27 protein-coding genes are annotated in these 21,146 nt (G+C 76.5%); 15 read left to right on the top strand and 12 right to left on the bottom strand.

Annotated elements, in window-relative coordinates; genetic code table 11:
* The first annotated feature begins 5 nt into the window (after positions 1–5).
* From ABD994_RS01745 to ABD994_RS01720, 6 genes are read left to right on the top strand one after another with little or no spacing between them, the layout of a single operon-like run.
* Positions 6–761 (top strand): PIG-L deacetylase family protein, encoded by a 756-nt coding sequence (locus tag ABD994_RS01745; protein WP_345410614.1) that lies wholly within the window; start codon positions 6–8, stop codon positions 759–761.
* Positions 758–1,822: a spore photoproduct lyase family protein gene (locus ABD994_RS01740; protein ID WP_345410613.1), complete on the top strand. Its 1,065-nt coding sequence runs from the start codon at positions 758–760 to the stop codon at positions 1,820–1,822. Before ABD994_RS01745 ends, ABD994_RS01740 begins: the two co-directional genes overlap by 4 nt.
* 30 nt (positions 1,823–1,852) lie before the next feature.
* Positions 1,853–2,365, top strand: a complete 513-nt coding sequence (locus tag ABD994_RS01735; RefSeq protein WP_345410612.1) for a DUF2505 domain-containing protein — start codon at positions 1,853–1,855, stop codon at positions 2,363–2,365.
* Entirely contained in the window at positions 2,365–3,270 is a 906-nt protein-coding gene (locus ABD994_RS01730) for a nuclease-related domain-containing protein (protein ID WP_345410611.1), read from the top strand. The genes ABD994_RS01735 and ABD994_RS01730 overlap by 1 nt, the downstream gene beginning before the upstream one ends.
* Positions 3,267–4,460 (top strand): MFS transporter, encoded by a 1,194-nt coding sequence (locus ABD994_RS01725; protein WP_345410610.1) that lies wholly within the window; start codon positions 3,267–3,269, stop codon positions 4,458–4,460. The genes ABD994_RS01730 and ABD994_RS01725 overlap by 4 nt, the downstream gene beginning before the upstream one ends.
* The gene (locus tag ABD994_RS01720) at positions 4,457–4,990 is read left to right on the top strand and encodes a hypothetical protein (protein WP_345410609.1); all 534 of its coding nucleotides are present in this window, start codon (positions 4,457–4,459) and stop codon (positions 4,988–4,990) included. Before ABD994_RS01725 ends, ABD994_RS01720 begins: the two co-directional genes overlap by 4 nt.
* A 51-nt stretch (positions 4,991–5,041) precedes the next feature.
* Here the strand turns inward: ABD994_RS01720 and ABD994_RS01715 are convergent, their stop codons facing one another.
* Positions 5,042–5,365 carry a TraR/DksA family transcriptional regulator gene (locus tag ABD994_RS01715; protein ID WP_345410608.1) on the bottom strand — a complete coding sequence of 108 codons (324 nt, stop codon included), beginning with the start codon at positions 5,363–5,365 and terminating at the stop codon, positions 5,042–5,044.
* Positions 5,362–6,273: a diacylglycerol/lipid kinase family protein gene (locus tag ABD994_RS01710; RefSeq protein ID WP_345410607.1), complete on the bottom strand. Its 912-nt coding sequence runs from the start codon at positions 6,271–6,273 to the stop codon at positions 5,362–5,364. Before ABD994_RS01710 ends, ABD994_RS01715 begins: the two co-directional genes overlap by 4 nt.
* 77 nt (positions 6,274–6,350) lie before the next feature.
* Between ABD994_RS01710 and ABD994_RS01705 the strand changes: the two genes are divergently transcribed.
* Complete coding sequence (locus ABD994_RS01705; protein WP_345410606.1) at positions 6,351–7,064, top strand: DsbA family protein; 714 nt, start codon at positions 6,351–6,353, stop codon at positions 7,062–7,064.
* A gap of 1 nt (position 7,065) precedes the next feature.
* The gene (locus tag ABD994_RS01700; RefSeq protein WP_345410605.1) at positions 7,066–7,884 is read left to right on the top strand and encodes a cytochrome c biogenesis CcdA family protein; all 819 of its coding nucleotides are present in this window, start codon (positions 7,066–7,068) and stop codon (positions 7,882–7,884) included.
* Here the strand turns inward: ABD994_RS01700 and ABD994_RS01695 are convergent.
* The 3 genes from ABD994_RS01695 to ABD994_RS01685 form a co-directional block, all read right to left on the bottom strand.
* The gene (locus ABD994_RS01695) at positions 7,850–8,527 is read right to left on the bottom strand and encodes an HAD family hydrolase (RefSeq protein WP_345410604.1); all 678 of its coding nucleotides are present in this window, start codon (positions 8,525–8,527) and stop codon (positions 7,850–7,852) included. The two genes, ABD994_RS01700 and ABD994_RS01695, sit on opposite strands and share 35 nt — an antisense overlap.
* A gap of 15 nt (positions 8,528–8,542) precedes the next feature.
* A complete protein-coding gene (locus ABD994_RS01690; RefSeq protein WP_345410603.1) occupies positions 8,543–9,016 on the bottom strand; it encodes a CinA family protein in 474 nt (157 codons plus the stop codon).
* A gap of 82 nt (positions 9,017–9,098) precedes the next feature.
* Entirely contained in the window at positions 9,099–11,477 is a 2,379-nt protein-coding gene (locus ABD994_RS01685; RefSeq protein ID WP_345410602.1) for a heavy metal translocating P-type ATPase, read from the bottom strand.
* Positions 11,478–11,758: 281 nt separating this feature from the next.
* Between ABD994_RS01685 and ABD994_RS01680 the strand changes: the two genes are divergently transcribed.
* Entirely contained in the window at positions 11,759–12,019 is a 261-nt protein-coding gene (locus ABD994_RS01680) for a hypothetical protein (RefSeq protein ID WP_345410601.1), read from the top strand.
* A 184-nt stretch (positions 12,020–12,203) separates the two neighbouring features.
* Positions 12,204–12,584: a VOC family protein gene (locus ABD994_RS01675; protein ID WP_345410600.1), complete on the top strand. Its 381-nt coding sequence runs from the start codon at positions 12,204–12,206 to the stop codon at positions 12,582–12,584.
* Positions 12,585–12,592: 8 nt separating this feature from the next.
* On the opposite strand, the gene ABD994_RS01670 is transcribed toward ABD994_RS01675, so the two are convergent.
* A complete protein-coding gene (locus ABD994_RS01670; protein ID WP_345410599.1) occupies positions 12,593–12,766 on the bottom strand; it encodes a hypothetical protein in 174 nt (57 codons plus the stop codon).
* A 178-nt stretch (positions 12,767–12,944) separates the two neighbouring features.
* Between ABD994_RS01670 and ABD994_RS01665 the strand changes: the two genes are divergently transcribed.
* Positions 12,945–13,478 (top strand): hypothetical protein, encoded by a 534-nt coding sequence (locus ABD994_RS01665; protein WP_345410598.1) that lies wholly within the window; start codon positions 12,945–12,947, stop codon positions 13,476–13,478.
* Here the strand turns inward: ABD994_RS01665 and ABD994_RS01660 are convergent.
* Positions 13,423–14,070 (bottom strand): helix-turn-helix domain-containing protein, encoded by a 648-nt coding sequence (locus ABD994_RS01660; protein WP_345410737.1) that lies wholly within the window; start codon positions 14,068–14,070, stop codon positions 13,423–13,425. The two genes, ABD994_RS01665 and ABD994_RS01660, sit on opposite strands and share 56 nt — an antisense overlap.
* Before the next feature lie 115 nt (positions 14,071–14,185).
* Here ABD994_RS01660 and ABD994_RS01655 point away from each other — a divergent pair, with 115 nt between their 5' ends.
* Entirely contained in the window at positions 14,186–14,995 is an 810-nt protein-coding gene (locus ABD994_RS01655; RefSeq protein ID WP_345410597.1) for a DUF4386 domain-containing protein, read from the top strand.
* On the opposite strand, the gene ABD994_RS01650 is transcribed toward ABD994_RS01655, so the two are convergent.
* Complete coding sequence (locus ABD994_RS01650; protein WP_345410596.1) at positions 14,904–15,254, bottom strand: cupin domain-containing protein; 351 nt, start codon at positions 15,252–15,254, stop codon at positions 14,904–14,906. The two genes, ABD994_RS01655 and ABD994_RS01650, sit on opposite strands and share 92 nt — an antisense overlap.
* 63 nt (positions 15,255–15,317) lie before the next feature.
* Here ABD994_RS01650 and ABD994_RS01645 point away from each other — a divergent pair, with 63 nt between their 5' ends.
* Positions 15,318–16,082: an alpha/beta fold hydrolase gene (locus ABD994_RS01645; RefSeq protein ID WP_345410595.1), complete on the top strand. Its 765-nt coding sequence runs from the start codon at positions 15,318–15,320 to the stop codon at positions 16,080–16,082.
* Positions 16,083–16,094: 12 nt separating this feature from the next.
* Here the strand turns inward: ABD994_RS01645 and ABD994_RS01640 are convergent, their stop codons facing one another.
* The 3 genes from ABD994_RS01640 to ABD994_RS01630 form a co-directional block, all read right to left on the bottom strand.
* On the bottom strand, positions 16,095–17,078 hold the full coding sequence (locus ABD994_RS01640; RefSeq protein ID WP_345410594.1) for an RNA polymerase subunit sigma-70: 984 nt from the start codon (positions 17,076–17,078) through the stop codon (positions 16,095–16,097).
* 41 nt (positions 17,079–17,119) lie between these two features.
* Positions 17,120–18,112 carry a zinc-binding dehydrogenase gene (locus ABD994_RS01635; protein WP_345410593.1) on the bottom strand — a complete coding sequence of 331 codons (993 nt, stop codon included), beginning with the start codon at positions 18,110–18,112 and terminating at the stop codon, positions 17,120–17,122.
* Positions 18,113–18,228: 116 nt separating this feature from the next.
* Positions 18,229–18,666 carry a MarR family winged helix-turn-helix transcriptional regulator gene (locus ABD994_RS01630; protein WP_345410592.1) on the bottom strand — a complete coding sequence of 146 codons (438 nt, stop codon included), beginning with the start codon at positions 18,664–18,666 and terminating at the stop codon, positions 18,229–18,231.
* 47 nt (positions 18,667–18,713) lie between these two features.
* Between ABD994_RS01630 and ABD994_RS01625 the strand changes: the two genes are divergently transcribed.
* Together ABD994_RS01625 and ABD994_RS01620 are read left to right on the top strand one after the other, a co-directional pair.
* Positions 18,714–19,367 (top strand): NAD(P)-dependent oxidoreductase, encoded by a 654-nt coding sequence (locus ABD994_RS01625; RefSeq protein WP_345410590.1) that lies wholly within the window; start codon positions 18,714–18,716, stop codon positions 19,365–19,367.
* Positions 19,364–20,578 (top strand): serine/threonine-protein kinase, encoded by a 1,215-nt coding sequence (locus ABD994_RS01620; RefSeq protein ID WP_345410589.1) that lies wholly within the window; start codon positions 19,364–19,366, stop codon positions 20,576–20,578. Before ABD994_RS01625 ends, ABD994_RS01620 begins: the two co-directional genes overlap by 4 nt.
* Here ABD994_RS01620 and ABD994_RS01615 read toward each other — a convergent pair.
* Positions 20,550–21,143: a TetR/AcrR family transcriptional regulator gene (locus ABD994_RS01615; protein WP_345410588.1), complete on the bottom strand. Its 594-nt coding sequence runs from the start codon at positions 21,141–21,143 to the stop codon at positions 20,550–20,552. The two genes, ABD994_RS01620 and ABD994_RS01615, sit on opposite strands and share 29 nt — an antisense overlap.
* Between the last annotated feature and the right edge of the window lie 3 nt (positions 21,144–21,146).

Below are 21,146 nucleotides of genomic sequence, written 5' to 3'. Positions count from 1 at the left end.
CGCTCGTGAGCCGGGTGGTCGCGGTCAGCCCCCACCTCGACGACGCCGTGTTCTCCGCGGGCGGGACGCTCGCGCGCCTCGCCGCGGCCGGGCACGAGGTCACGGTCGTCACGGTGTTCACGGGATCGGTCGCCGCGCCGACGGGCTTCGCGCTCGCGTGCCAGACCGACAAGGGCCTGGCGCCCGACGTCGACTACATGGCGCTGCGCCGCGCCGAGGACGCGGCGGCGCTGGCCCGGCTCGGTGTCCGCGGCGAGCACCTCGGGCTGCTCGAGGCCCCGCACCGCGGTTACGGCTCGCCGGCGGCGCTGTTCGCCGGCCGCCGCGACGACGACCGCGTGGCCGGTCCCGTCGCCGACGCCGTGGGCCCGTGGCTCGCCGGGGCGGACGTCGTCCTGGGCCCGCAGTCGGTGGGCGACCACGTCGACCACCGGGTGGTGACGGCCGTGGTCGCGCGGGCCGCGGAGACGGACCGGACCGCGTGGTGGCGCGACACCCCGTACGCGGTGCGCCACCCCGAGGCGACCGGCGCACCGCAGGTCAGCGGCACCGACGTCGCCGTCGACGTGACCGCCGTGCTCACCGCGAAGGCGGAGGCGGCCGGCGCGTACGCCTCGCAGGTCGGGTTCCAGTTCGGCGGCCAGGAGCACGTCGCGCCGGTGCTGGCCGAGCTCGCGACCCGCGAGGGTGACGGCCGCCCCGCCGAGGTGCTGCGGGCCGGTGCGACGGCGCGCGCGCTGATCGGCACCCTGGACCCGTGACGCTCCTCGAGGTCGCGACGATCCACGCCGAGCCGGCGTCGCTGGCGTCCGCGCGCGGTCAGGAGGTGCTCGCCCGGTTCCCCGACGCCGAGGTCGTCGAGATCGACTCGCACTGGGCGATCCCCGACCTGCACGGGGCGGAGGAGAACGTGGCGCGCTGGGTGCGGATCAAGGCCGAGCACCTCGTGCTCGGGGAGAAGAAGACGCTGACGGTGCGCGAGAACGGGCGCTCGGCGGACTTCATCGCGCCCTCGACCGCCAACGGCTGCGCCATGGCCTGCGCCTACTGCTACGTCCCGCGCCGGAAGGGCTACGCCAACCCGATCACGGTGTTCACCAACATCGACGCGATCGCCCGCGCGATCACGCGGCACCACCGCAAGCTCGGCCCCAAGACCGAGCCGACGCAGTGCGACCCCGTCGACCGGGTCTACGACATCGGCGAGAACTCCGACTGCTCGGTCGACGCGCGGGTCAGCGACAACGTCGCCGACCTCGTCGCGCACTTCGCCCGCCTCGACGGCGCCAAGGCGTCGTTCGCGACCAAGCACGTCAACCGCGACCTGCTCGCGCTCGACCCGCGCGGCGGCACCCGCGTGCGGTTCTCGCTCATGCCGCGCCGCGACGCGAGGCTCCTCGACATCCGCACCGACACGATCGACGACCGGATCGCCGCGATCGACGACTTCGTCGCCGCGGGCTACGAGGTCCACCTCAACTTCTCGCCGGTGGTGCTGCGCGAACGCTGGCAGTCGGAGTGGGCGCTGCTGCTCGACGAGCTCACCGACCGGCTCCCGGAACCCGTGAAGGCCCAGGCGGCGTGCGAGGTCATCCTGCTGACCCACCACGAGGGCCTGCACGAGGTGAACCTCGGCTGGCACACGCAGGCCGAGGACGTGCTCTGGCGCCCCGAGGCGCAGGAGGCCAAGCGCACCGGGCCGGGCGGCCTGGCCGGCGACGTCGTGCGCTATCGCGTCGACGTCAAGCGGCGGGCCGTCGCGCGGTTCCGGGAGCTGGTCGCGCGGCACGCGCCGTGGCTGACGATCCGTTACGCGTTCTGAGGTGAGCACGGACGATTACCCTCGGCGCCCGTGAGCACCCGGCTGTCGCTGAGCCGCGACTACCCGCACGGCGTCCCCGCCTTCGCGGCCGCGCTCGCCGACCCCGAGTTCCACCGCGTGAAGCTCGACGTCGACGGATCCGGGTGCATCGAGGTGCTCGCGTTCGAGCGCCGGGACGACCGCGTGCGCGTCGTGCTGCGCCAGCCCGTGCCGCCGGGGCAGGTGCCCTCCGTCGTCGAGCGCCTGCTCTCGGGCGTGCTCGTCATCGAGCGCACCGAGGAGTGGCGGCTGACGCCGCGGCGCTGCGACGGCCGCGCCCGCGTGGCCGTGCCGGGCACGCCCATCGGCGCCGACGGCACGATGAGCGTCGCCCCCGCGGGCGACGGCCACAGCCGGCTCGCCGTCGACCTGGCCATCACCGCCGCGATCCCGCTGCTCGGCGGCGGCATCGAGCGGTCGGTGGTGACCGGCATCCGCGGCCTCACCGGCAGCGAGCACGAGCGGATCTCGCGCTGGCTCGAGCACGCCGAGCGGGCGGGCTGATGGCGGCCCGCCGCCGTCGCCGGCCCGGATCCGACCGGCTCTACGTCTCCTCCGCCGACGGGCTCCCGCTCGGGCACCTCGACCTGGTCACCCGCGAGGCCCACGACGTACCCGCGGGCTACCGCGAGCGGTTCGTCCAGGAGGCCAACGCCTGGCTGTGGCAGAACAGCATGCCGCCGATCGGCAGCCCGGCCGAGGTCGCCGAGCCCGCGGCGATCTCCGCGGGTGCCGAGCCGCCGGTCGGCGGCTGGGACCCCGGCTTCGACGACCTCGCGCTGCACCTGCCGGGCCACGGCCTCGCCGAGGAGGCTGCGAACGCCCGGGCGCTGGACGGGCCGGGCGCCGACCGCCCGTACCGGCTGCGGGCCGAGGGCCAGCACGCGGTCGCCGAGGCCCTGGGCAAGCTCACCCGCACCCCGGCACTGCGCCGCGGCCGCGGGGCGCGCTGGCGAATCCTGCACACGGTGCCGATGGCGTTCGCGGAAGAGCCGGCACACGTCGTCATCGACCACGTCCTCATCGGCCCGCCGGGGGTGTTCCTCATCGAGGTCGCCAACATCCCGGGCGGGCGCGCGGTGCTCGACCACCGGTCGGTGGACCTCGGTGGCGGCACGGTGCTCGACCTCGACCGGCGCCGCCGCGTCGGGATCGAGGCCGGCGAGCGCGTGTCGATCGCGCTCGCCCGCGCGGCCGGGGCGACCGAGACGCTGGACCCCCCGGCGGTCCACCCGGTGATCGCGATCGTCGGCGCGATCATGTCCGGGACCGGCCGCCCGCGCGGGGTGACGGTGACGCGCCTCGGGCAGCTGCCGCGGCTGCTCTCGGCGTTCGGGGCGCCGCTGTCCGACCTCGCCGTCGCGCAGATCTACGAGGTCGCCCGGCGGTCGACGACGTGGAGCCCGTGACCCCCACGACGACGCCCGGCCTGCGCCGGGCCCGGGTCGCGGTCGTGGGGATGTTCGTCGTCAACGGGGCGACGTACAACAGCGTCGTCCCGCGCTTCCCCACGCTGCGCGACGAGCTCGGGCTCAGCAACGCCGAGCTGGGCACCGCGATCGCCGCGTTCCCGGCGGCGGCGCTGCTGTTCGGCGTGCTCGCCGGCCCCCTGATCGCCCGGGTCGGCAGCGGCCGCGTCGGCGCCGGCGTCGGTCTCGCCGGGGCGGTGCTGCTGCCCGCGGTGGCGCTCGCGCCGGGGTGGTGGGCGCTGGCCGCGGCGCTGTTCGTCCTCGGCCTGACCGACGCCTGGGCCGACGCGGGGATGAACGCCCACGGCCTGCGCGTCCAGACCGGCTACGGGCGCTCGATCGTCAACGGCCTGCACGCCGTGTGGAGCATGGCCGCGGTGGGGGCGGGCCTGCTCGGCGCCGCGGCGGCCGCGCTGGGCGTGCCGCTGCTCGTGCACCTCGGCGTCGTGGCGGTGGTGCTGGTCGTGGTCTCCGTCATGGCCTGGCGGTGGGCGCTGCCGGGGCCCGAGCCGGAGGCCGAGGACGACACCGCCGACGCCGGCCGGCGGGGCCCCCTGCGCGCCGTGGTCGTCGGGGCCGGGCCGCTGCTGGCGCTGGCCGCGCTGCTCGTGGCGTCGGGCGGGATCGAGGACTCCGCCGCGTCGTGGGGCGCCCTCTACGTGCGCGACGACCTCGGCGGCGGGGCGTTCGTCGCCGGCCTGCCGTTCGTGGCGTTCCAGGCGTTCATGACCCTGGGGCGCCTCGCCGGCGACCGGCTGGTCGACCGCCTCGGCGCCGTGGTCGTCGCGCGGGCCGGGGCAGCGCTGGCGGCCGTCGCGATGGGCGCGGCCCTGCTCGTCGCCCACCCCGTCGCGGCCGTCGTCGGCTACGCGCTGACCGGCCTCGGGGTCTCGACGCTCTTCCCGCTCGGCTTCGCCGCCGCCGGACGCGTGCCGGGTGTGCGGCCCGGCGACGGGATCGCGGTGGTCGGCTGGCTCGCGCGCCTGGGCTTCCTGACGTTCCCGCCGGTCATCGGGGCGGTCGCGGACTCGGTGTCGGTCGGCGCCGGGCTCGTGCTCGTGCCGGGCGCGGCGGTCGTCGCGTTCCTGCTGGCGGGGGCGCTGCGGCCGCGGGGCAGGGTGGCGGCGTGACCCCCGACGAGGCCGTGCGCGCCCTGACCGCGCCCCTGGCGCCGCTCGACGAGGCCGTGGACGCCCTGGGGCGGGACGCGGGGCTGGTCGCCTGGTGGGGGACGGACGTGCCCGCCCGTGGACCGGCCCATCCCACCGACCCGGGCTGGGTCCTCCTCGACGTCGGCGACGCGACGATGCTGCGCAACCGCGTCACGCGTCAGGACCTCTACCGCACCGGGGTCTCGGCGATCCGCCGCGCGCTCGCCGGCCTGCTGCTCGACGACCTCGCGCTCGCCCCGACGTGGGCCGCCGAGGTCGTGCTCACGACGGCCGACGAGGAGCGGCTGACCGGCTGGATGCGGGCGCACCTGCGGCTGTCGGCCGTGGTGGACGTCGACCGCAAGCTCCTGCTGGGTCCGGTGCGCGACGCCCTGGCGCCGGGGCTGCGCGAGGACGGCGACACGGCCCGCGCGGCCCGGGAGCGCTTCGCCGCGGCCGCCGGCCCCCGCCCCGTCCGCGACCCCTCGGTCGCGTTCCGCCGCCCCTAGCCTCGTGCGTGATCTTCTGAGCGATAGCTCAGAAGATCACGCACGTGGAGGTCAGGCGCAGGTGACACAGGTGCGGGCGGCGGGGCGGGCCTCGAGGCGTTCGGGGGCGATCGGGCGGCCGCAGCGCTCGCAGGTGCCGTACGTGCCGGCGGCGACGCGGCCCTCCGCGGCGGTGATCTCGGCGAGGTCGTGGCGGGCGGCCGCGAGCAGGGCCGCGACCTGGGCACGGTCGAAGGCGATCGTCTGGCCCTCGGGGTCGTGCTCGTCGTCGCCGGAGCTCGCCGAGGCGGTCTCGACGATCCCGGCCAGCTGGGCCTCGAGCGCCGCGACCCGGGCGACGGTCTCGGCGCGGGCGTCGGCCAGCGGGCCGGTCACACGACCGTCGCCAGCGCGCCGGGGGCGATCGCGACGGTGACCTGTCGGTCGGCCGCGAGGTCGAGCACCTCGCCGTCGAGCTGCACCGGCATCGGCTTGAGCGTGGTGAACGCGAAGCGGTCGGTGTGCGGCTGCGGACCCAGGCCCCGGACGGAGGCGCGCACCGCGAACGCGAGCAGGCGCAGCTTCGACCGGTGCGGCAGCGTGATGACCTCGAACTGCCCGTCGGCCGGGTCGCCGTCGTCCGAGAGCGTCACGTACTTCGCCATCTCGGTGGTGTTGGCGAGGATGAGGCTGTCGAAGCGCCGCGGCCCCTCGCCCTCCACGTCGATCGCGAACGGGTGGAAGCGGGAGAACGCGCGGATGGTGGTGACGATCTCGCGCAGGGAGCCCTTGCCGCGGCGCTCGAGCTCGAGCGCCACCGTCGGCGTGATGCCGAGCCCGCAGTAGGAGTGCGCCCACCGTGGGCGGTCCTCGCCGGCGATGGTGATGCGCAGCAGGTCGAGACGCCGCACGTCGCCGGCCGCGATGGCCTGCGCGAGCGGGCGCCGGGCGATGGCGCGGTGGTGGTCGTTGGCGTTGCCCGCGGGCAGCACGGCCGCGACCGCGCCGGAGTACGCGCCGTCGCCCGCGGCCATGACGCCCTCGACGACCTCCTGGTAGCCGCCGTCGCCGCTGACCGAGACGACGAGCGTGCGGCCCCGCCGGGCCTCGGACTCCGCGATGACGCGCGCGTGCCCGGCGTACTCCGTGGGCACCTCGACCACCGCCAGCTGCGGCGCCTGCGTCTGCAGCTCCCGGCGGCACCGCGTCGCGCGCCGCTCGCCGTCACCGCTGCTCTGCGGGTTGTAGACGAGGACGACCCGGTCGTAGGCGGGCACCGGGGACGGAGCGGACGGCACGGCCACACCCGCAGCGTACGTCGCCCGCGGGTCCGCCCGGCGCAACGCGCGCGGTCCGGGCGGCCCCGTGCGACGGTCGGTGCATGCCCACCACCGGCACCCCCTCCGGCACCGCCACCCGGCGGCGCGCGCTGCTCGGCGGCGTCGTCGCCCTCGTCGTGCTCGCGGTCCTCGGGCTGCCGCTGCTGCTGCGGTCCGCCCCGGACGGCGCCCCGCCGCCGGCCGCCGACCCGCAGGCCCAGGCCCGCCTCGACGTCCCCCGCCGCGACGCCGGAGACCCGCTCGCCCTCGGGCGCCCCGACGCGCCCGTGGTGATGGCCGAGTGGGGCGACTTCCAGTGCCCCTTCTGCCGCCTCTACGCCACGACGACGGAACCGGAGCTCATCCGGCGCTACGTCGACGCCGGCCTGGTGCGGATCGAGTGGCACGACTTCGCCTACCTCGGTCCCGAGTCCGTCCTCGCCGCCCGCGCGGCCCGGGCCGCGGGTGCGCAGGGCCGCTTCTGGGACTTCCACACCGCGCTCTACCGCGACCAGCCGCCGGAGAACCGGGGCGACGTCACCGACGCGTCCCTCGAGGCCGTCGCGGGCCGGCTCGGGCTCGACGTCGACCGCTTCCGCCGCGACTACGCCGACCCCCGCACCGAGCAGGCCGTCCGCGCCGACCAGGCGCTCGGTGCCCGGCTCGGCGTCGGGGGCGTCCCCAGCTTCGTCGTCGGCGACCGGCTGATCTTCGGGGCGCAGCCCCTGCCGACCTTCACCGCGGCGCTCGACGACGCCCTCGCGCGCGCCCGCTGACGTGCTCGACATCGGCTACCTCGCGGCCTTCGCCGGCGGCGTCCTCGCGCTCGTGAGCCCGTGCAGCGCGCTGCTGCTGCCGTCGTTCCTCGCCTACGCGGTCGCGGGCCGCACCGAGCTCCTCGCCCGCACCGGGGTGTTCCTCGCCGGGCTGCTCGCCGTGCTCGTGCCCCTCGGCGCCGGATCGTCGGCGCTGGCCGGGCTGCTCACCGGGCACCGGGCCACGGTCGTCCTGGTCGCCGGGCTCGTCGTCATCGCGCTCGGCGTCGTCCAGATCCTCGGCGGCGGCTGGGCGCTCGCCCCGGCCGCGCGGGCCCAGCAGCGCTTCGCCACCCGCGGGACGTGGGTGGCGACGGCCGGGCTGGGCGCGGTCTACGGGCTCGCCGGGTTCTGCTCGGGGCCGATCCTCGGCGCCGTGCTCACCGTCGCCGCGGCGGGCGGCGAGCCGCTGCGCGGCGCGGCCCTGCTCGCCGTCTACGGCCTGGGCATGACCGTGCCGGCGTTCGTGCTCGCCGCGCTCTGGCAGCGGTTCGACCTGGGGCGGCGCCGCTGGCTGCGGGGCCGCGAGCTGCGGGTCGGGCCGCTGCGGCTGCACAGCACGTCGACGGTGTCGGGCCTGCTGTTCGTCGGCGTCGGCGTGCTCTTCCTCGTCGCGGACGGCACCGCGGGGCTGGTCGGCGCGGACCCGGCCACGGCGGCCCGCGCGGAGGACGCGGTGAGCGTCCTGGGGACCCGGGTGCCCGACGGCGTGCTGCTGGCGGTCCTCGCCCTCGCCGTCGTCGCCGTCACCGCCTGGCGGGTGCGCCGCGCCCACCGCTGACCGGCCCGAGCACGTGTTCGACGGCCTCGGGCAGGGTCGCGACGGCCGGCGCGACCGCCCGCAGGTCGGCCTCGTGGTGGGTGGAGTGCTCGGCCACCAGCACGCACGCGCTGCCCACCGCGGCGGTCGCCGCCGCGTCGTCGAGCGTGTCGCCGACGAGCACGACCCGGGCCGGGTCGAGGCCGAGCACCTCGAGGTGCGTCGCCAGCGCGGCCGCCTTGCTGCGCCCGTCGTGGTGGTGGTCGCCGTCGACGCGCGCGAACCAGTCGTGCAGCCCGCGCCGGCCCAGCGTCGCGTGCAGCTCGTCGTGGGCGAGCATGCTCAGCACCGACTGGCCCAGGCCTGCGTCCGCGAACCGCTCGAGGGCCTCGAGGGCGCCCGCGGCCAGCGGGAGCGCCGGTTCGGCACCGAGGTAGTGGGCACCGAACTCGGCGTTCATCCGCGCCCACTCGGCGTCGTCGACCTCGCGCCCGACGAGGTCGCCGTAGAACTCCCGCAGCGGGCGGCGGAACGTCGAGCGGTAGCGCTCGAGGTCGAGCGTGCCCTGCTCGCCGACCGCGACGAGCCCCGCGTTCGACGCCTCGACGACCAGGTGCACGTCGGCGAGCAGCGTCCCGTTCCAGTCCCAGACGACGTGGTCCACGCCGGACATCGTGCGCTACTGCTCCTGCAGGTGCTTGAGCAGCGCCTGGAGCGACCGGACCCGCGTGTGCCGCAGCACGTCCTGCGGGTCGTCGGACTCGGTCTGCTCCCGCCAGGCCTCGGTCTCGCCGTGGTCGGTGATCGCGAACCAGACCGTGCCCGGGGGCTGGTCGTCCTGCGGCTCGGGCCCCCCGGCGCCGCTGACGGCCAGGGTCAGGTCGGCGTCGAGCAGCTGGGCCGCCTTCTCGGACATCGCCCGCACCGCCGGCTCGGACACCACCGGGCCGTCGGGCACGCCGAGCGTGCCGTGCTTGGTCGTGCGGTCGTAGGCGACGACGCCGCCGCGGAACCACTCGCTCGAGCCCGGCGAGGCGGCCAGGTCGCTGCAGACCAGCCCGCCGGTCAGCGACTCGACGATCGCCAGCCGGTGGCCGCCCTGCGAGGCCACCTCCGAGATGGACTTGGCCAGCTGCTCCGGGTCCTGCTCCACGTGCACCCCTTCCGGCGCCCCACTGCGTCGTGACAGCGAGGCGTTGCCGATCGTGGGCGCAGGGAAACGCGGCGGGGAACGCTCAGGGACGGAAGCGGCGCAGCCGCAGGCTGTTGCCGACGACGAAGACGCTCGACAGCGCCATCGTCACCCCGGCGATCATGGGGTTGAGCAGCCCCGACACCGCCAGCGGCAGCGCCGCGACGTTGTAGGCGAACGCCCAGAACAGGTTGCCCCGGATCGTCGAGAGCGTGCGGCGGGCCAGGCGCAGGGCGTCGGGCACCGCGCGCAGGTCGTCGCGCACGAGCGTGACGTCGCCGGCCTCGATGGCCATCGCCGTGCCGGTGCCCATGGCCACGCCGAGGTCCGACTGCGCGAGCGCGGCCGCGTCGTTGACGCCGTCGCCGACCATCGCGACGGTCGCCCCGCCCTCCTGCAGCCGGCGGACCTCGTCGGCCTTCTCCGTGGGCAGCACCTCGGCGACGACGTCGCGCGGGTCGATCCCGACCTCGGCGGCGACGGCCTGCGCGGCGGCCGGGTTGTCGCCGGTGAGCAGCACCGGGCGCAGCCCGCGCGAGCGCATCTCGGCCACGGCGTCCGCCGAGCCCTCGCGCACGGTGTCGGCGACGGCGAGCACCGCGCGGGTGCGCAGCGCCCCGTCCGGGTCGGCACCGTCGGACCACGCCAGGAGCACCGTCGTCGCCCCGCGGCGCGCGGCGTCGTCGAGGGCCGCGTCCATGTCCGCCGGGACCGCCACGCCGTGCTCGTCGAACAGCCGCCGGCGCCCCGCGAGCACGCGGACCCCGTCGACCGTGCCGGTCACCCCGAGGCCGTCGAGGGCCGCGACGTCGGCGACGTCGGCCCGGCCCAGGGCCACCGGTACCGCGTCGCGGGCCGCGGCGGCGATCGCGCGGGCGACCGGGTGCTCGAGGCGGGCCTCGAGGGCACCGGCGCGGGCGAGCACCTCGTCGCGCCCGACCCCGCCGGTGGTGGTGAGGACGCGCAGCGTCATGCGGCCGGTCGTCACCGTGCCGGTCTTGTCCAGCACGATCGTGTCGACCCGACGCGTCGACTCGAGGACCTCGGGCCCGCGCAGGAGGATCCCGAGCTGGGCGCCGCGGCCGGTGGCGACGGCGAGCGCGGTCGGCGTCGCGAGGCCCAGTGCGCACGGGCACGCGACGACGAGCACCGCCATCCCGGCGGCGACCGCGAAGCCCCAGCCCTCGCCGGAGACGCCCCAGAACAGCAGGGTGAACAGCGCCACGAGCATCACCACGGGCACGAACCAGGTCGACACGCGGTCGGCGAGGCGCTGGATCGCGGTCTTGCCCTCCTGCGCGGACTGCACGCGCCGGGCCATGCGGGCCCACTGCGTGTCGCCGGCGGCACGGGTGGTCTCCACGACGACGCGGGCGATCTCGTTGCGGGTGCCGGCGAGCACCTCGGCGCCCGGCTCGACGTCGACCGGCGTCGACTCGCCGGTCATGGCGCCGGCGTCGATGCTCGAGCGGCCCTCGACGACCCGGCCGTCCACCGGGAATGTCTCGCCGGCCGCGACCGCGACGCGGTCGCCGGGCTGCACCCGGTCGACCGGCACCGGCAGCTCCCGGTCCGCGACGACCACGCGGGCCTCCGCCGCCGGCGGCGCCATCAGTGCCGCCGACACCCCGAGCGCCCGGCGCCGGCCGCGCCGCTCGATCCAGCGCCCGAGCAGGGCCGCGGTGGTGATCGCCGCGGCGGTCTCCAGGTAGATGGTCCGCGAGCCGTCGAACTGGTCGGGCTGGGGGATCAGGTAGATGCCGTGGCGCATGCCGCCCAGGCCGGCGCCGCCGAAGAACAGGGTCCACAGCGACCAGCCGAACGCCGCGAGCGTGCCGACGGAGACGAGCGTGTCCATCGTCGCGGACAGGTGGCGCAGGTGGCGGGCGGCCGCGCTGTGGAAGCGCCAGCCGCCCCAGATGACGACCGGCGCGGCGAGCACCAGGCAGAACCACTGCCAGTACCGGAACTGCCAGGCCGGGTTCATCGACACGGCGATGACCGGGATCGTCAGGGCGAGGCAGACCAGCGCGCGGTGGCGCAGCACGGAGAGCTCGGGGTCGGGCGCCTCCGCCGCGACCGCCGGCGGGGCGGGGCGCGGCCCGTCCTCGGGGGCGCTGCGCGGTGCGGGGACGGACGCCGACCCGGGCGGCACGAGGGGCGCGGCCGGGGTGGCGCCGAAGCCCAGCGCCGTCACCGCGGCCACCAGCTCGGCCGGGTCCTGCTCGGGCGGGTGGGTGACCCGCGCGCGGCCCGAGGCGTAGTTGACGCTCGCCTCGACGCCGGGCAGTCGTCCCAGCCGTCGCTGGATCCGCGCGGCGCACGTCCCGCACGTCATGCCGGTGACGGCCAGCTCCGTGGTCACCACCGCGCTGGTGGTGCCCCCGGCCGGTCCCGCCTGCTCCGCGACGTCGGTCGCCACGCCGCCACCTCCTGCTCGTCGATCGACGGCGCGACGCTAAGGGCGCGCCACGCGCGGGCGCCCGGAGCTGAGAGCTCCGGGCGCCCGGTCCGGCGACCGCCGCCCTCGGGCAGGATGAGCGGTCGGTACCACCCCCGGGAGGGTGGACGTTCTACCCCGAACGGGCCAACGGACCTTCTCAGCCGAGGCCGGCGGTCAGGCGTGAGCACGCGCCGTAACGGGACCCCGCCGCCCGGCGATGCTGCCGACGTCGGGAGACGTCAGTGGCCGGAGGAGCAGCAGTGGCGGTGCTCGTCGCGGTGGCGGTGATGGCCCTGGGCCTCGTCGTCGCCTGGGAGGTGCGGTACGTCGGCCTGTGGGCGCTCGTGCGGCTGCTCGACGCCGCCGAGGGCGTCGACGTCGCCGAGCGCCGGCACTACGCCGACTTCCGGCAGGTCGTCGTCTCCCGGGGCGTCGCCGCGCTGGACCTCGCGTGGGGCGCCGGGTCCGACGACCGCCCCCGTCTCACCGACCGCGCCGACTGGCAGCTGCGCAGCCCCTGACCGTCCTGCCCGACCGCGACGGTTCGGCGACCGGACCGGCCGGGTACGTCGCGGCCAGGCTGACAGGACGCCCGCGGGCCAGGGTCAGCTCAGGTCCCGTCGGTTCCCTCCACGAGCCGGCGGGACCGCCCTCACCATCCCCGGTGACACACTCCGGGCCGTCCCCGTCCGACGAGGAGGTCCCGTGGCGTGCCGCATCGGTGAGCTCGTGCTCGACTGCCGCGACCCCGAGCTGCTGGCCCGGTTCTGGTGCGAGGTCCTCGACTTCGTCGTGCTCGACCGCGAGGACGACGGCTCGGTGGAGATCGGGACGCGCGAGGGGTTCGGCGGTCCGCAGCCGACGATCATCCTGAGCCGCTGCGACGAGCCGGAGCCGGCCAAGCCGCGCCTGCACATCGACCTCAACGCCACCGACCGCGACCAGGACGCCGAGCTCGAGCGGCTCCTGGCGCTGGGTGCGCGGCCGGCCGACGTCGGGCAGACCGGGGACGAGCAGTGGCACGTCCTGGCCGACCCGGAGGGCAACGAGTTCTGCCTGCTCCGGGCGCGGCTGGACCCGATCTGAGGGCGGACTCAGGCGCGCTCGCGGAGGTGGCGGCCGAAGGAGCCACCGGTGAGGCGCGCGTCGCGGGCGACGCCCGCGAGCTCGACGACGTCCCGGTCGCGCAGCCACGCCGACAGGGACGGGAAGCCGACCGGGGGCGTGTCGAGGTCGTCGACGTCGGCGGTGTGCTCGAGCTCGGGCATGGGCCTCTCCCTGGACGGACATCGCGAGACCGGCCGTGCGCCGCGCGGGGGGATGCCGGGCGCGGCCTGCCCGCGAGGCTGTGGTGTCAGCGTCGGGACATGGCGTTCGCCAGGCGTCCACCAGCCTGACAGACGCTCCGGCTGACACCGGTGGGGGTGCGCTGACAGGATCACGTCGATGCCAGCCACACCCGATCTCGAGCGCCTCCGCCAGCTCCTGCACGCGCTGTCCTCGGACGACCGCGACGAGCGCCGCCCCTGGGCCGGCACGCTCGGCGACTGGTGGCGCGAGGGCGACCTCGACCCCGAGACCGCGACCACCGTCGGCACGGCCGTGACCTGGTGCGCCATGGTCGACGACGACGGCGGCGGCTCCCGGGCCCGGGTACTCGACTCCCTCGCCCTCCTCGCCGCCGACGGCCGCCTGCGGGAACCGGACCTCGACCGGCTCCTGCGCGGCGTCGACGCGCAGTGGGTGCCCGACAGCGAGCGGGACGCCACCGACACGCTGCGCACCGCGCTCGGCCGCAAGCCCGGCGGCCGCCGCGACCCCAAGGGCTACCTGTGGTCGCTCGTCGACCACCTCCACGCGCTGACCTCCCCCGATGCGGCGCGGCGCGAGGCCGCGGTGGGCCCGGCCGCCGCGGAGCCCGGCGTCAACCCGCCGGACGCCGAGGCGCTCGCCGTCGTGTCCGGGTGGGCGCAGGCCTGATCGGGTCCGGCACCGCTGCGCGGGTCGTCCGGACGACCATCCGCTCGCCCGGGCGCCGGAAGATGCTGAGCAGCTCGGCCGGCTCGTCGCCCGTACTGCCGAACCAGTGCGGCACGCTCGTGTCGAACTCGGCGATCTCCCCCGGACTCAGGACGAGGTCCTCGCCGTCCAGCAGCAGCCGCAGGCGCCCGGACAGCACGTAGAGCCACTCGTGGCCCTCGTGGCTGCGCAGCACGGCGTCGATCTTGGTGACCGGCACGACGATCTTCCACGCCTGCACGCCCCCGGGCTGCGCCGTGAGCGGGACGACGGTGCGGCCCTTGACCTGGCCGGGCTTCAGCCGGATCCGGGGGTCGCCCACCTCCGGTGCGCCGACGAGGTCGTCGAGCGGCACCCGATAGGTCAGCGAGAGCGCCAGCAACAGCTCGAGCGTCGGGCGCCGCTGCCCGTTCTCGAGGCGGGAGAGCGTGCTCTTCGAGATACCCGTGCGCGCCGACAGGTCGGCGAGCGTCGCGCCCCGCTGCGCGCGCAGCCGCTTGAGCCGGGGCGCCGCCCCCTCGAGCGCGGCGACGACCTCGGCGACGCCGGCCATGCCGTCCACGCCCCGCATCCCACTCGCCGATCCCGGGAACGGCAACGTCCGTTGGACGGTGGGCACGCGCCCCCCACCCTCGAGCGCATCCGTTCTCGAGGCCCGGGAGGGCGACATGACCGCGACCGTCTCCGCCGACACGCCCCGACGTCCCCGGGAGGCCCCGTGGCGGCGCACGTCCGTCACGGCCGGGGTGTTCTACCTGGCGACCTTCGTCTCGATCCCGGTGCTCGGGCTCTACGGGCCGGTGCACGAACCGGGCTACGTCACCGGCCCCGGTCCCGACACCGCCGTGGTCGTCGGTGGGCTGCTCGAGCTGGTGGTCGCGGTCGCGTGCATCGGCACCGCGGTCGCGCTGTTCCCGGTCGTGAAGCAGCAGAACGAGGGACTGGCGCTCGGCTTCGTGGCCTCCCGCACGGTCGAGGCCACCGTGATCGTCATCGGGGTGGTCGCCCTGTTCGCGGTGGTCGGGCTGCGCCGGGACCTCGCGGGCGGTCCCGCGGCGATCCCGACCGCGCGCGCCCTCGTCGCCGTGTACGACCAGACGTTCCTGCTCGGCCAGGGCCTCGCGCCGGTCGCCAACGCGCTCCTGCTCGGCACCCTGCTCTACCGCTCCCGCCTCGTCCCGCGCGCCATCCCGCTGCTGGGTCTCGTCGGGGCGCCGATCCTGCTGGCCTCGAAGGTGGCGACGATCGTCGGCCTCGACGGCCCGCTCTCGGCCTGGTCGGCCCTGGCCACCGTCCCGATCGCGGCGTGGGAGCTCTCGCTCGGCCTCTGGTTGGTCGTCCGCGGCGTCACGCCGCCGCGCCCCGGCCAGCACCTGACCCGGGGCGTCAGGGGGCGAGCGAGGCGCAGACCGCGAGGAAGGTCATGCCCTCGGGGCCCGCGCGGAGGTGGCGGACCGACTCCACCTCCACCCCGATGAACTGCCCCGGCGCGACGGCGGTCTCCTCGCCGTCGACCACCACCCAGCCGTGGCCGCCCGTGATCGCGTAGGCGTCCTCGGCGCCGTCGTCCCGGTGGTCGTGGGCGACGGTCTCCTCCCCCGCGGGCAGCTCGATCTGGTACAGCCCGAAGGCGGAGATCCCGATCGCCTCGCCGACGCGCTTCTCGAACGGGCTAGCGGCGGGATGCGGCCCGCGGCCGACGGTGAGGTCGCCTTGATCGACGATCCGGAACGGCACCGGGCCACGCTACGGTCCCCGCGGTCGTGCCGCAGCCGCGCCGGGAGAGCAGGATGCGGCGGCATGACGGTGGTACTGGTGCACGGCAATCCGGAGAGCGCGGCGCTGTGGGACCCGCTCGTCGCCGAGCTGGCCCGAGCGGGCGTCGACGACGTCGTCCGGCTCTCCCCGCCCGGCTTCGGCGCCCCGCTGCCGGCCGGCTTCCCCGCGACCGTCACGGCCTACCGCGACTGGCTGATCGCCGAGCTCGAGCGCATCGACCGGCCCGTCGACCTCCTGGGGCACGACTGGGGCGGCGGGCACGTCGTCACCGCCGTCATGGCGCGCCCGGAGCTGGTGCGCAGCTGGGCCAGCGACGCGCTGAGCCTGTTCGAGCCGGACTACGTGTGGCACGACCTCGCGCAGACCTGGCAGACGCCGGGGGACGGCGAGGCCCAGCTCGAGCAGATGCTCGGCGGGACCGTCGAGCAGCGGGCCGCGCAGATGGAGGGCTTCGGCATCGGGCACGCCGAGGCCCTGCAGATCGCGGGCGTGCAGGGCGAGGAGATGAGGACCGCGATCCTCGCGCTCTACCGCTCCGCCGCCCAGCCCGCCATGGCCGAGCTCGGGGCGGGGCTGCCGACGCTGGCGAGCCGCCCCGGTCTCGGGATCGTGGCCACGGCCGACCCCTTCGGCGGTTCCGAGGAGCTCCGCCGCCGGGCGGCCGAGCGCGCGGGCGCCGACGTCACGGTGCTCGACGGCCTCGGCCACTGGTGGATGGCCGAGGACCCGGCCCGCGCGGCACGCGTGCTCGTCGCCTTCTGGCGCGCCCGGGCCTGGAGCGCCTGAGCGGGCACCCCGTCAGCCGGGCAGGACCTCCGGCAGCCCGAACACCCCGACCAGCGCCGGGTCGTGGAACTTCACCACCCGGGCGAGGCCGGTCGCGGTCGGGGCCAGCACCACCACACCGTCGGCGCGCAGCACCCCGCCGGCGTCGCGGCGGTGGACAGTCGCGGCCGGCTGGCCGTTGGCGACGGTCGGGGTCATCCGCCAGTCACCCGGGGCCCCGAGCACGTAGGTGTCCAGCACGTGGAGGCACGTCGTCCGCCCGGCCTGCCAGTCGCGGAACGGCGTCGCCTCCAGCGTCGCGTCGGTGCGGAGGACCTCCTCGAGCAGGCGGGCGTCGGCGTGCTCGAAGGCCGCGACGTAGCCCTCGAGCAGGGCCCGGGCCCGCGGGTCGGACGGCTCGAGCAGATCCTCCGGGCTCGGCGCCAGCTCCTCCCACCGGGCTCGGGCCCGTTGGAGGCCGCTCTTGATCGCCGCCGTGCTCGCGCCGAGCACCGCCGCGGTCTCGGGCGCGGAGAAGGCCAGGACCTCCCGCAGCAGGAAGATCGCGCGCTGGCGTGCGGGCAGGTGCTGGAGGCTCGCGATGAGCGCCAGACGCAGCGATTCGCGCCCGACCACCGTCGCCGCCGGGTCGTCGTCGGGCGGGGTGATCCAGGCGTCCGGCAACGGCCCGAGCCAGGCGACCTCGCCCGGGGCCACCACGCGGGGCGGACGGTCCGGGTCCGGCTGGGGACCGGCCAGCCCCGAGGGGAGCAGCCGCCGCTGCCGGGACCGCAACGCCGTCAGGCAGACGTTGGTCGCGATCGTGTAGAGCCAGGTGCGCGTCGACGCCCGGCCCTCGAACCCGGCGTACGCGCGCCACGCCCGCAGGTAGGTCTCCTGGACGTGGTCCTCGGCGTCGTGCGCGGAGCCCGTCAGGCGGTAGCAGTGGGCCAGCAGCTCGCGACGGAACCGCTCGGTGTCGGCGGCGAAGCGGTCCTGCTCCGGGGTCGCGCGCACCCCCGGGAGGATAGGGCCGGGCCCGCGGGACGACGCGACGGTCACGGCACGAGCGCCAGCTTCCCGACGGTGGCCCTGGCCTCCAGCTCCGTGAGCGCCTTGCGGCCGTCGGCCAGCGCGTGGACGCCGGGCGCGCCGGGCCGGACGACCCCGGCCCGCACGAGCCCGAGCACCCGCCCCACCACCTCGCCGAAGAGCGGCGGCGCGGCCTGCGCGAGGACGCCGAGGTTGAGGCCGACGACCTGGACCTGGTGGCGGTAGACCAGCTCCCACGCGCTGATCGACGCGTCCCCGCCCACCACGCCGACCACGACCACCCGCCCGGTGACGCGACGGGTCGCCGCCAGGCTGGCCTCGAGGGTGCCCCCGACCGACTCCAGCACGAGGTCGACCCCGTCGCCGGCCAGCCGCAGCACCTGGTCGGCGAGGTCCGCGGCGTGGGAGTCGACGACGTGGTCGGCGCCGAGGGCCCGGACGACGTCGTGCTTGGCGCGCGCGGCCGCGGCGATCACCGTGGCGCCGTGGTGCTCGGCCAGGGTCACCGCGGCCTGGCCGGTCGCGCCCGCCGCGGCGTGGACCAGGACGGTCTGCCCGGCACGCACGTGCCCCAGGGTCTCGAGCGCCGCGACCGCGGTCGGCCAGTTGACGACCAGTCCCAGGGCCTGGGCGTCGGTCCACCCGGCCGGGACGGGGAGCGCCCCGGCGGCCGGCAGCACCATGTACTCGGCGAAGGCGCCGCCCCCGATGCCGACCCCGACGACGTGGGCGCCCAGGGGCGGCTCGACGACGCCGTCGCCGGCGGCCACGACCTCACCGGCGCCCTCGATCCCGGCCACGTAGGGCGGCTGCGGGCCGTGCGCGAAGGTCCCGCGTGCCTGCTGGAGGTCGACGACGTTCACGCCCGCGGCCGCCACCCGGATCAGCACCTCGCCGGGCCCGGGGCGGGGCACCGGCGCTTCGGTGACCAGGTGCAGGTCGTCCGGCCCGTGGTGGGACGTCTGTCGCAGGGCACGCATGGTGGGCGGGACGCTCACGGCTCACTCTCCTCGGGTGGCCCGGGTGCCGCCCCTGGGCGAGGAGCACCGGTGACGTGGAGACCACCGCCGGGGCCGGAAGGAATCGGTCGCGGCGCGACGGTGCAGCGGCGGGATCAGTCGACTGTCAGCGCGCCGCGCACGTGGTCGAGGAGCTCGTCGAGCATCGCGGCCTGGGCCGGTGTGAGCCCCAGCGCGGCCGGCCTGTTGAACGCGCGCACCGGGGGCCACGCCCGTGCCAGCACCTCACGTCCCCGATCGGTGAGGACGATCCCGACGCGCCGCCCCCGCCCGCCCGGGCCGCCGCGGGCGACGAGACCCTGCTCGAGCAGGGAACCGAGGAGCACACCGAGGCTCTGCGGGCGCACCAGGACCCGGCGGGCCAGCTCGGCCTGCGTCAGGGTCCCGCCGTCCTCGTCGAGACGCTCGAGCTCGAGGAGGACGGCGAACTGCGTGGGCGTGAGGTCCATCGCGGCGAACAGCTCGGCGAACCGCAGCCCGACGACGTGGGCGGTCTGCACGAGGTTCTGCGCGGTCAGCGCCTCCGCCGTCATGGGCGTACATTATCAGTTGACTGATGTCGCCGCCGGAGAGGTGCACGATGAGCAGCAGCAACGTCCTCGTCCTCGGGGCGGGCGGCGGCAGCGGCCGCGAGGTCGTCGAGGCGGCCCTGCGGGCCGGGCACCGTGTCACCGCCGCGGTGCGCGATCCCGAGAAGTTCCGCGCGCTGGGCGTCGGCGACACGACCACTCCGGGCGTCCTGACCGTCGCGCGCGTCGACGTCCGCGACGAGGACTCCCTCGTGCCGGCCGTGCAGGGCCAGGACGTCGTGGTGTTCGCGGCCGGCCCGCCGGGCCGGCGGGCGGACCGGCTCTACTCCGAGGGCGCGCGGGCCACCCTGGCCGCGATGCGCCGTGGCGGGGTCGACCGGTTCATCGGCATCACCTCGGCCGGCGTGCGCGACGACGACCCCGAGCTCGCGCTCTGGTACCGCGTGCTGGTGCGGCCCCTGCTCCGCGAGCTCTACGGCGACATGCGCCTTCTGGAGCAGATCGTGCGGGACGGAGACGTCGACTGGACCTTCGTCCGGCCCGTCCTGCTCCTCGACCGGGAGCCCGTCGGCACGTACCGCGTGCTCGACGGGGCGACCCCCGCGCGGGGTCGCACGATCACGCGGGCCGATCTCGCGCGGTTCGTCGTCGAGGAGATCGATCAGCGGCGGTGGTCGCGGCGCGCACCCACCCTCGCGCGGTGAGCTCCCGCGCCGTCGCGGGCGTGGGGCATGATCGCGGGGCCGTCGCCCGTCGGGCGGCGACACGGGGGGTGGGCGTGGAGGTCCTCGGGACGGGCGGACGTCGGTGGCGCGCCGGCCGGGAGAGCGTCCTGCGCACGCGGGCGACCCTGCTGCTCCTCGCCGCGTACGTCGTGCTCGTCGCCGTGCTCGCGCCCTTCCACCCGCCGGAGGAGTTCGACGTCCCCCGGGGCGCCTGGCCCGACGACCTGGTCCTCCTGGGGACGGCCGTCCTCGGCGGCGTCGTCGTGGCCGCCGCCGCCGTGCGGGCCCTCCGTCTCGTCACCGCGATCACGCTGTTCGACGACGGCAGCGTCCTGCTCGCGGCGCCCCTGCGGTCGGTGACGACCCACGTCACGACCCTGCGCCGGCTGCAGCGCGTGCGCCTGGTCGCCGACGAGCTCGTCACCGGCGACACGACCGTACGGCTCGCCGGCGGGATGCTGCGCCCCGAGCTGATCGAGGCCCTCACCGCGGTGCGCCCCGGGCTGGAGGTCACGGCAGCGGTGGCGGTGGCCCACCCCCTCCGACCATCGGCCGACGACGAGCCCGACCCCCCGCCCGAGGACCGTGCCGACGACCGGCCCCGCCCGCCCGGCGCCGTCCGGGCGGCACCCGTGCGCAGCACCCTGGCGCGCCGGGCCTCCACGCGCTCGGGAGAAGGCTGGGGCCCGCCCGAGCGGCGGGGTCCCGCACGGCGCGGAACGCCCCGGTCGGGCCGGTGGACGACGCCGGGCTGGTGGACCCCGACCTTCGTGGCGCTCTTCCTCGCCATTGCCGCGTGGTGCATCGCGGTGCCCGTGGGCCTGGTCCTGACCGTGCCGGGCGAGGCAGTCATCACGGCGTTCGGCCTCGTCGCCCTCGGCGGCGCCTGGGGCATCTACCCGTTGATCACGCTGCGGTGGGCGTTCCTGGCGACGTCGGTCGACCTCGCCCGTGACGGGACCCTCGTCGTGTCCGCACCCGCGGCGACCCGCACCATGCCGGTCACCGACGTGTGGGTCGTCCGGGCGCGGACCCACGTCGCCCGCAACGGCCGGCGACGTCCCCCGGTCTTCCTCCTCGAGACCGCCACCGGGGTACTGCTCCTGCCCAACCGGCTGGTCGACCACGACCTGCTCGACGTCCTGGCCGCCGCCAACCCGCTCATGCTCGTCCCCCGTCGGGAGACCTGAGCTCCCGCTCCGGCGACGGGCCGGCGAAGAGCAGCCGCGTCGCCCGCCCGAGGACCTCGGCCCGCGAGCCGCGCGGGTGCTCCACGGCGATCAGGCCGGCGGCGATGGCCGCCGAGAACGCCAGGAGGCAGCGCGCCTCCAGCTCGTCGGGGTCGGGGAAGCGCTCGCGGAACTGGGAGCGCAGGTACTCCATGCGCTGGTCGTCCACCCGCTGCAGGCGCTCGGCCACCGCCGGCTCGCGCCGGGCCCAGTCGCGCACCGCGAGGTCGACCGGGAGCAGCTCGGGCGCGAAGGTGAGCTCGGCGGCCCGCCGGCTGCGGGTCACCGCGTCGCCGCCCTCGCACTCGACCTGCTCGAGGGTGTCGGCGATCGTGCGCTGCTCCCAGAGGTCGAGGACCTCGGTCAGGAGCGCGGCCCGGTCGGCGAAGAAGCCGTAGAAGCCGCCCTTGGTGACGCCGAGGGTCCGCGCCAGCGACTCCACCCGCACGGCGTCGGGGCCGCCGACCCCGAGCGCCTGCAGTCCGGCCTCCACCCAGGCCCGACGCGGTGTCCGTGCCGTCGCCACACC

Source organism: Actinomycetospora chlora, from assembly GCF_039542135.1.
Taxonomy (GTDB): domain Bacteria; phylum Actinomycetota; class Actinomycetes; order Mycobacteriales; family Pseudonocardiaceae; genus Actinomycetospora; species Actinomycetospora chlora.
Note: the sequence above shows the minus strand (reverse complement) of the source record. Positions and strands in the feature narration are given on the sequence as shown.

Excerpts from the sequence above, each read along its gene's own strand:
- ABD994_RS01730 (WP_345410611.1), top strand. The coding sequence starts at position 2,365 with ATGGCGGCCCGCCGCCGTCGCCGGCCCGGATCCGACCGGCTCTACGTC.
- ABD994_RS01705 (WP_345410606.1), top strand. The coding sequence starts at position 6,351 with ATGCCCACCACCGGCACCCCCTCCGGCACCGCCACCCGGCGGCGCGCG.
- ABD994_RS01670 (WP_345410599.1), bottom strand. The coding sequence starts at position 12,766 with ATGCCCGAGCTCGAGCACACCGCCGACGTCGACGACCTCGACACGCCC.
- ABD994_RS01665 (WP_345410598.1), top strand. The coding sequence starts at position 12,945 with ATGCCAGCCACACCCGATCTCGAGCGCCTCCGCCAGCTCCTGCACGCG.
- ABD994_RS01660 (WP_345410737.1), bottom strand. The coding sequence starts at position 14,070 with ATGGCCGGCGTCGCCGAGGTCGTCGCCGCGCTCGAGGGGGCGGCGCCC.
- ABD994_RS01655 (WP_345410597.1), top strand. The coding sequence starts at position 14,186 with ATGACCGCGACCGTCTCCGCCGACACGCCCCGACGTCCCCGGGAGGCC.
- ABD994_RS01645 (WP_345410595.1), top strand. The coding sequence starts at position 15,318 with ATGACGGTGGTACTGGTGCACGGCAATCCGGAGAGCGCGGCGCTGTGG.
- ABD994_RS01630 (WP_345410592.1), bottom strand. The coding sequence starts at position 18,666 with ATGACGGCGGAGGCGCTGACCGCGCAGAACCTCGTGCAGACCGCCCAC.
- ABD994_RS01625 (WP_345410590.1), top strand. The coding sequence starts at position 18,714 with ATGAGCAGCAGCAACGTCCTCGTCCTCGGGGCGGGCGGCGGCAGCGGC.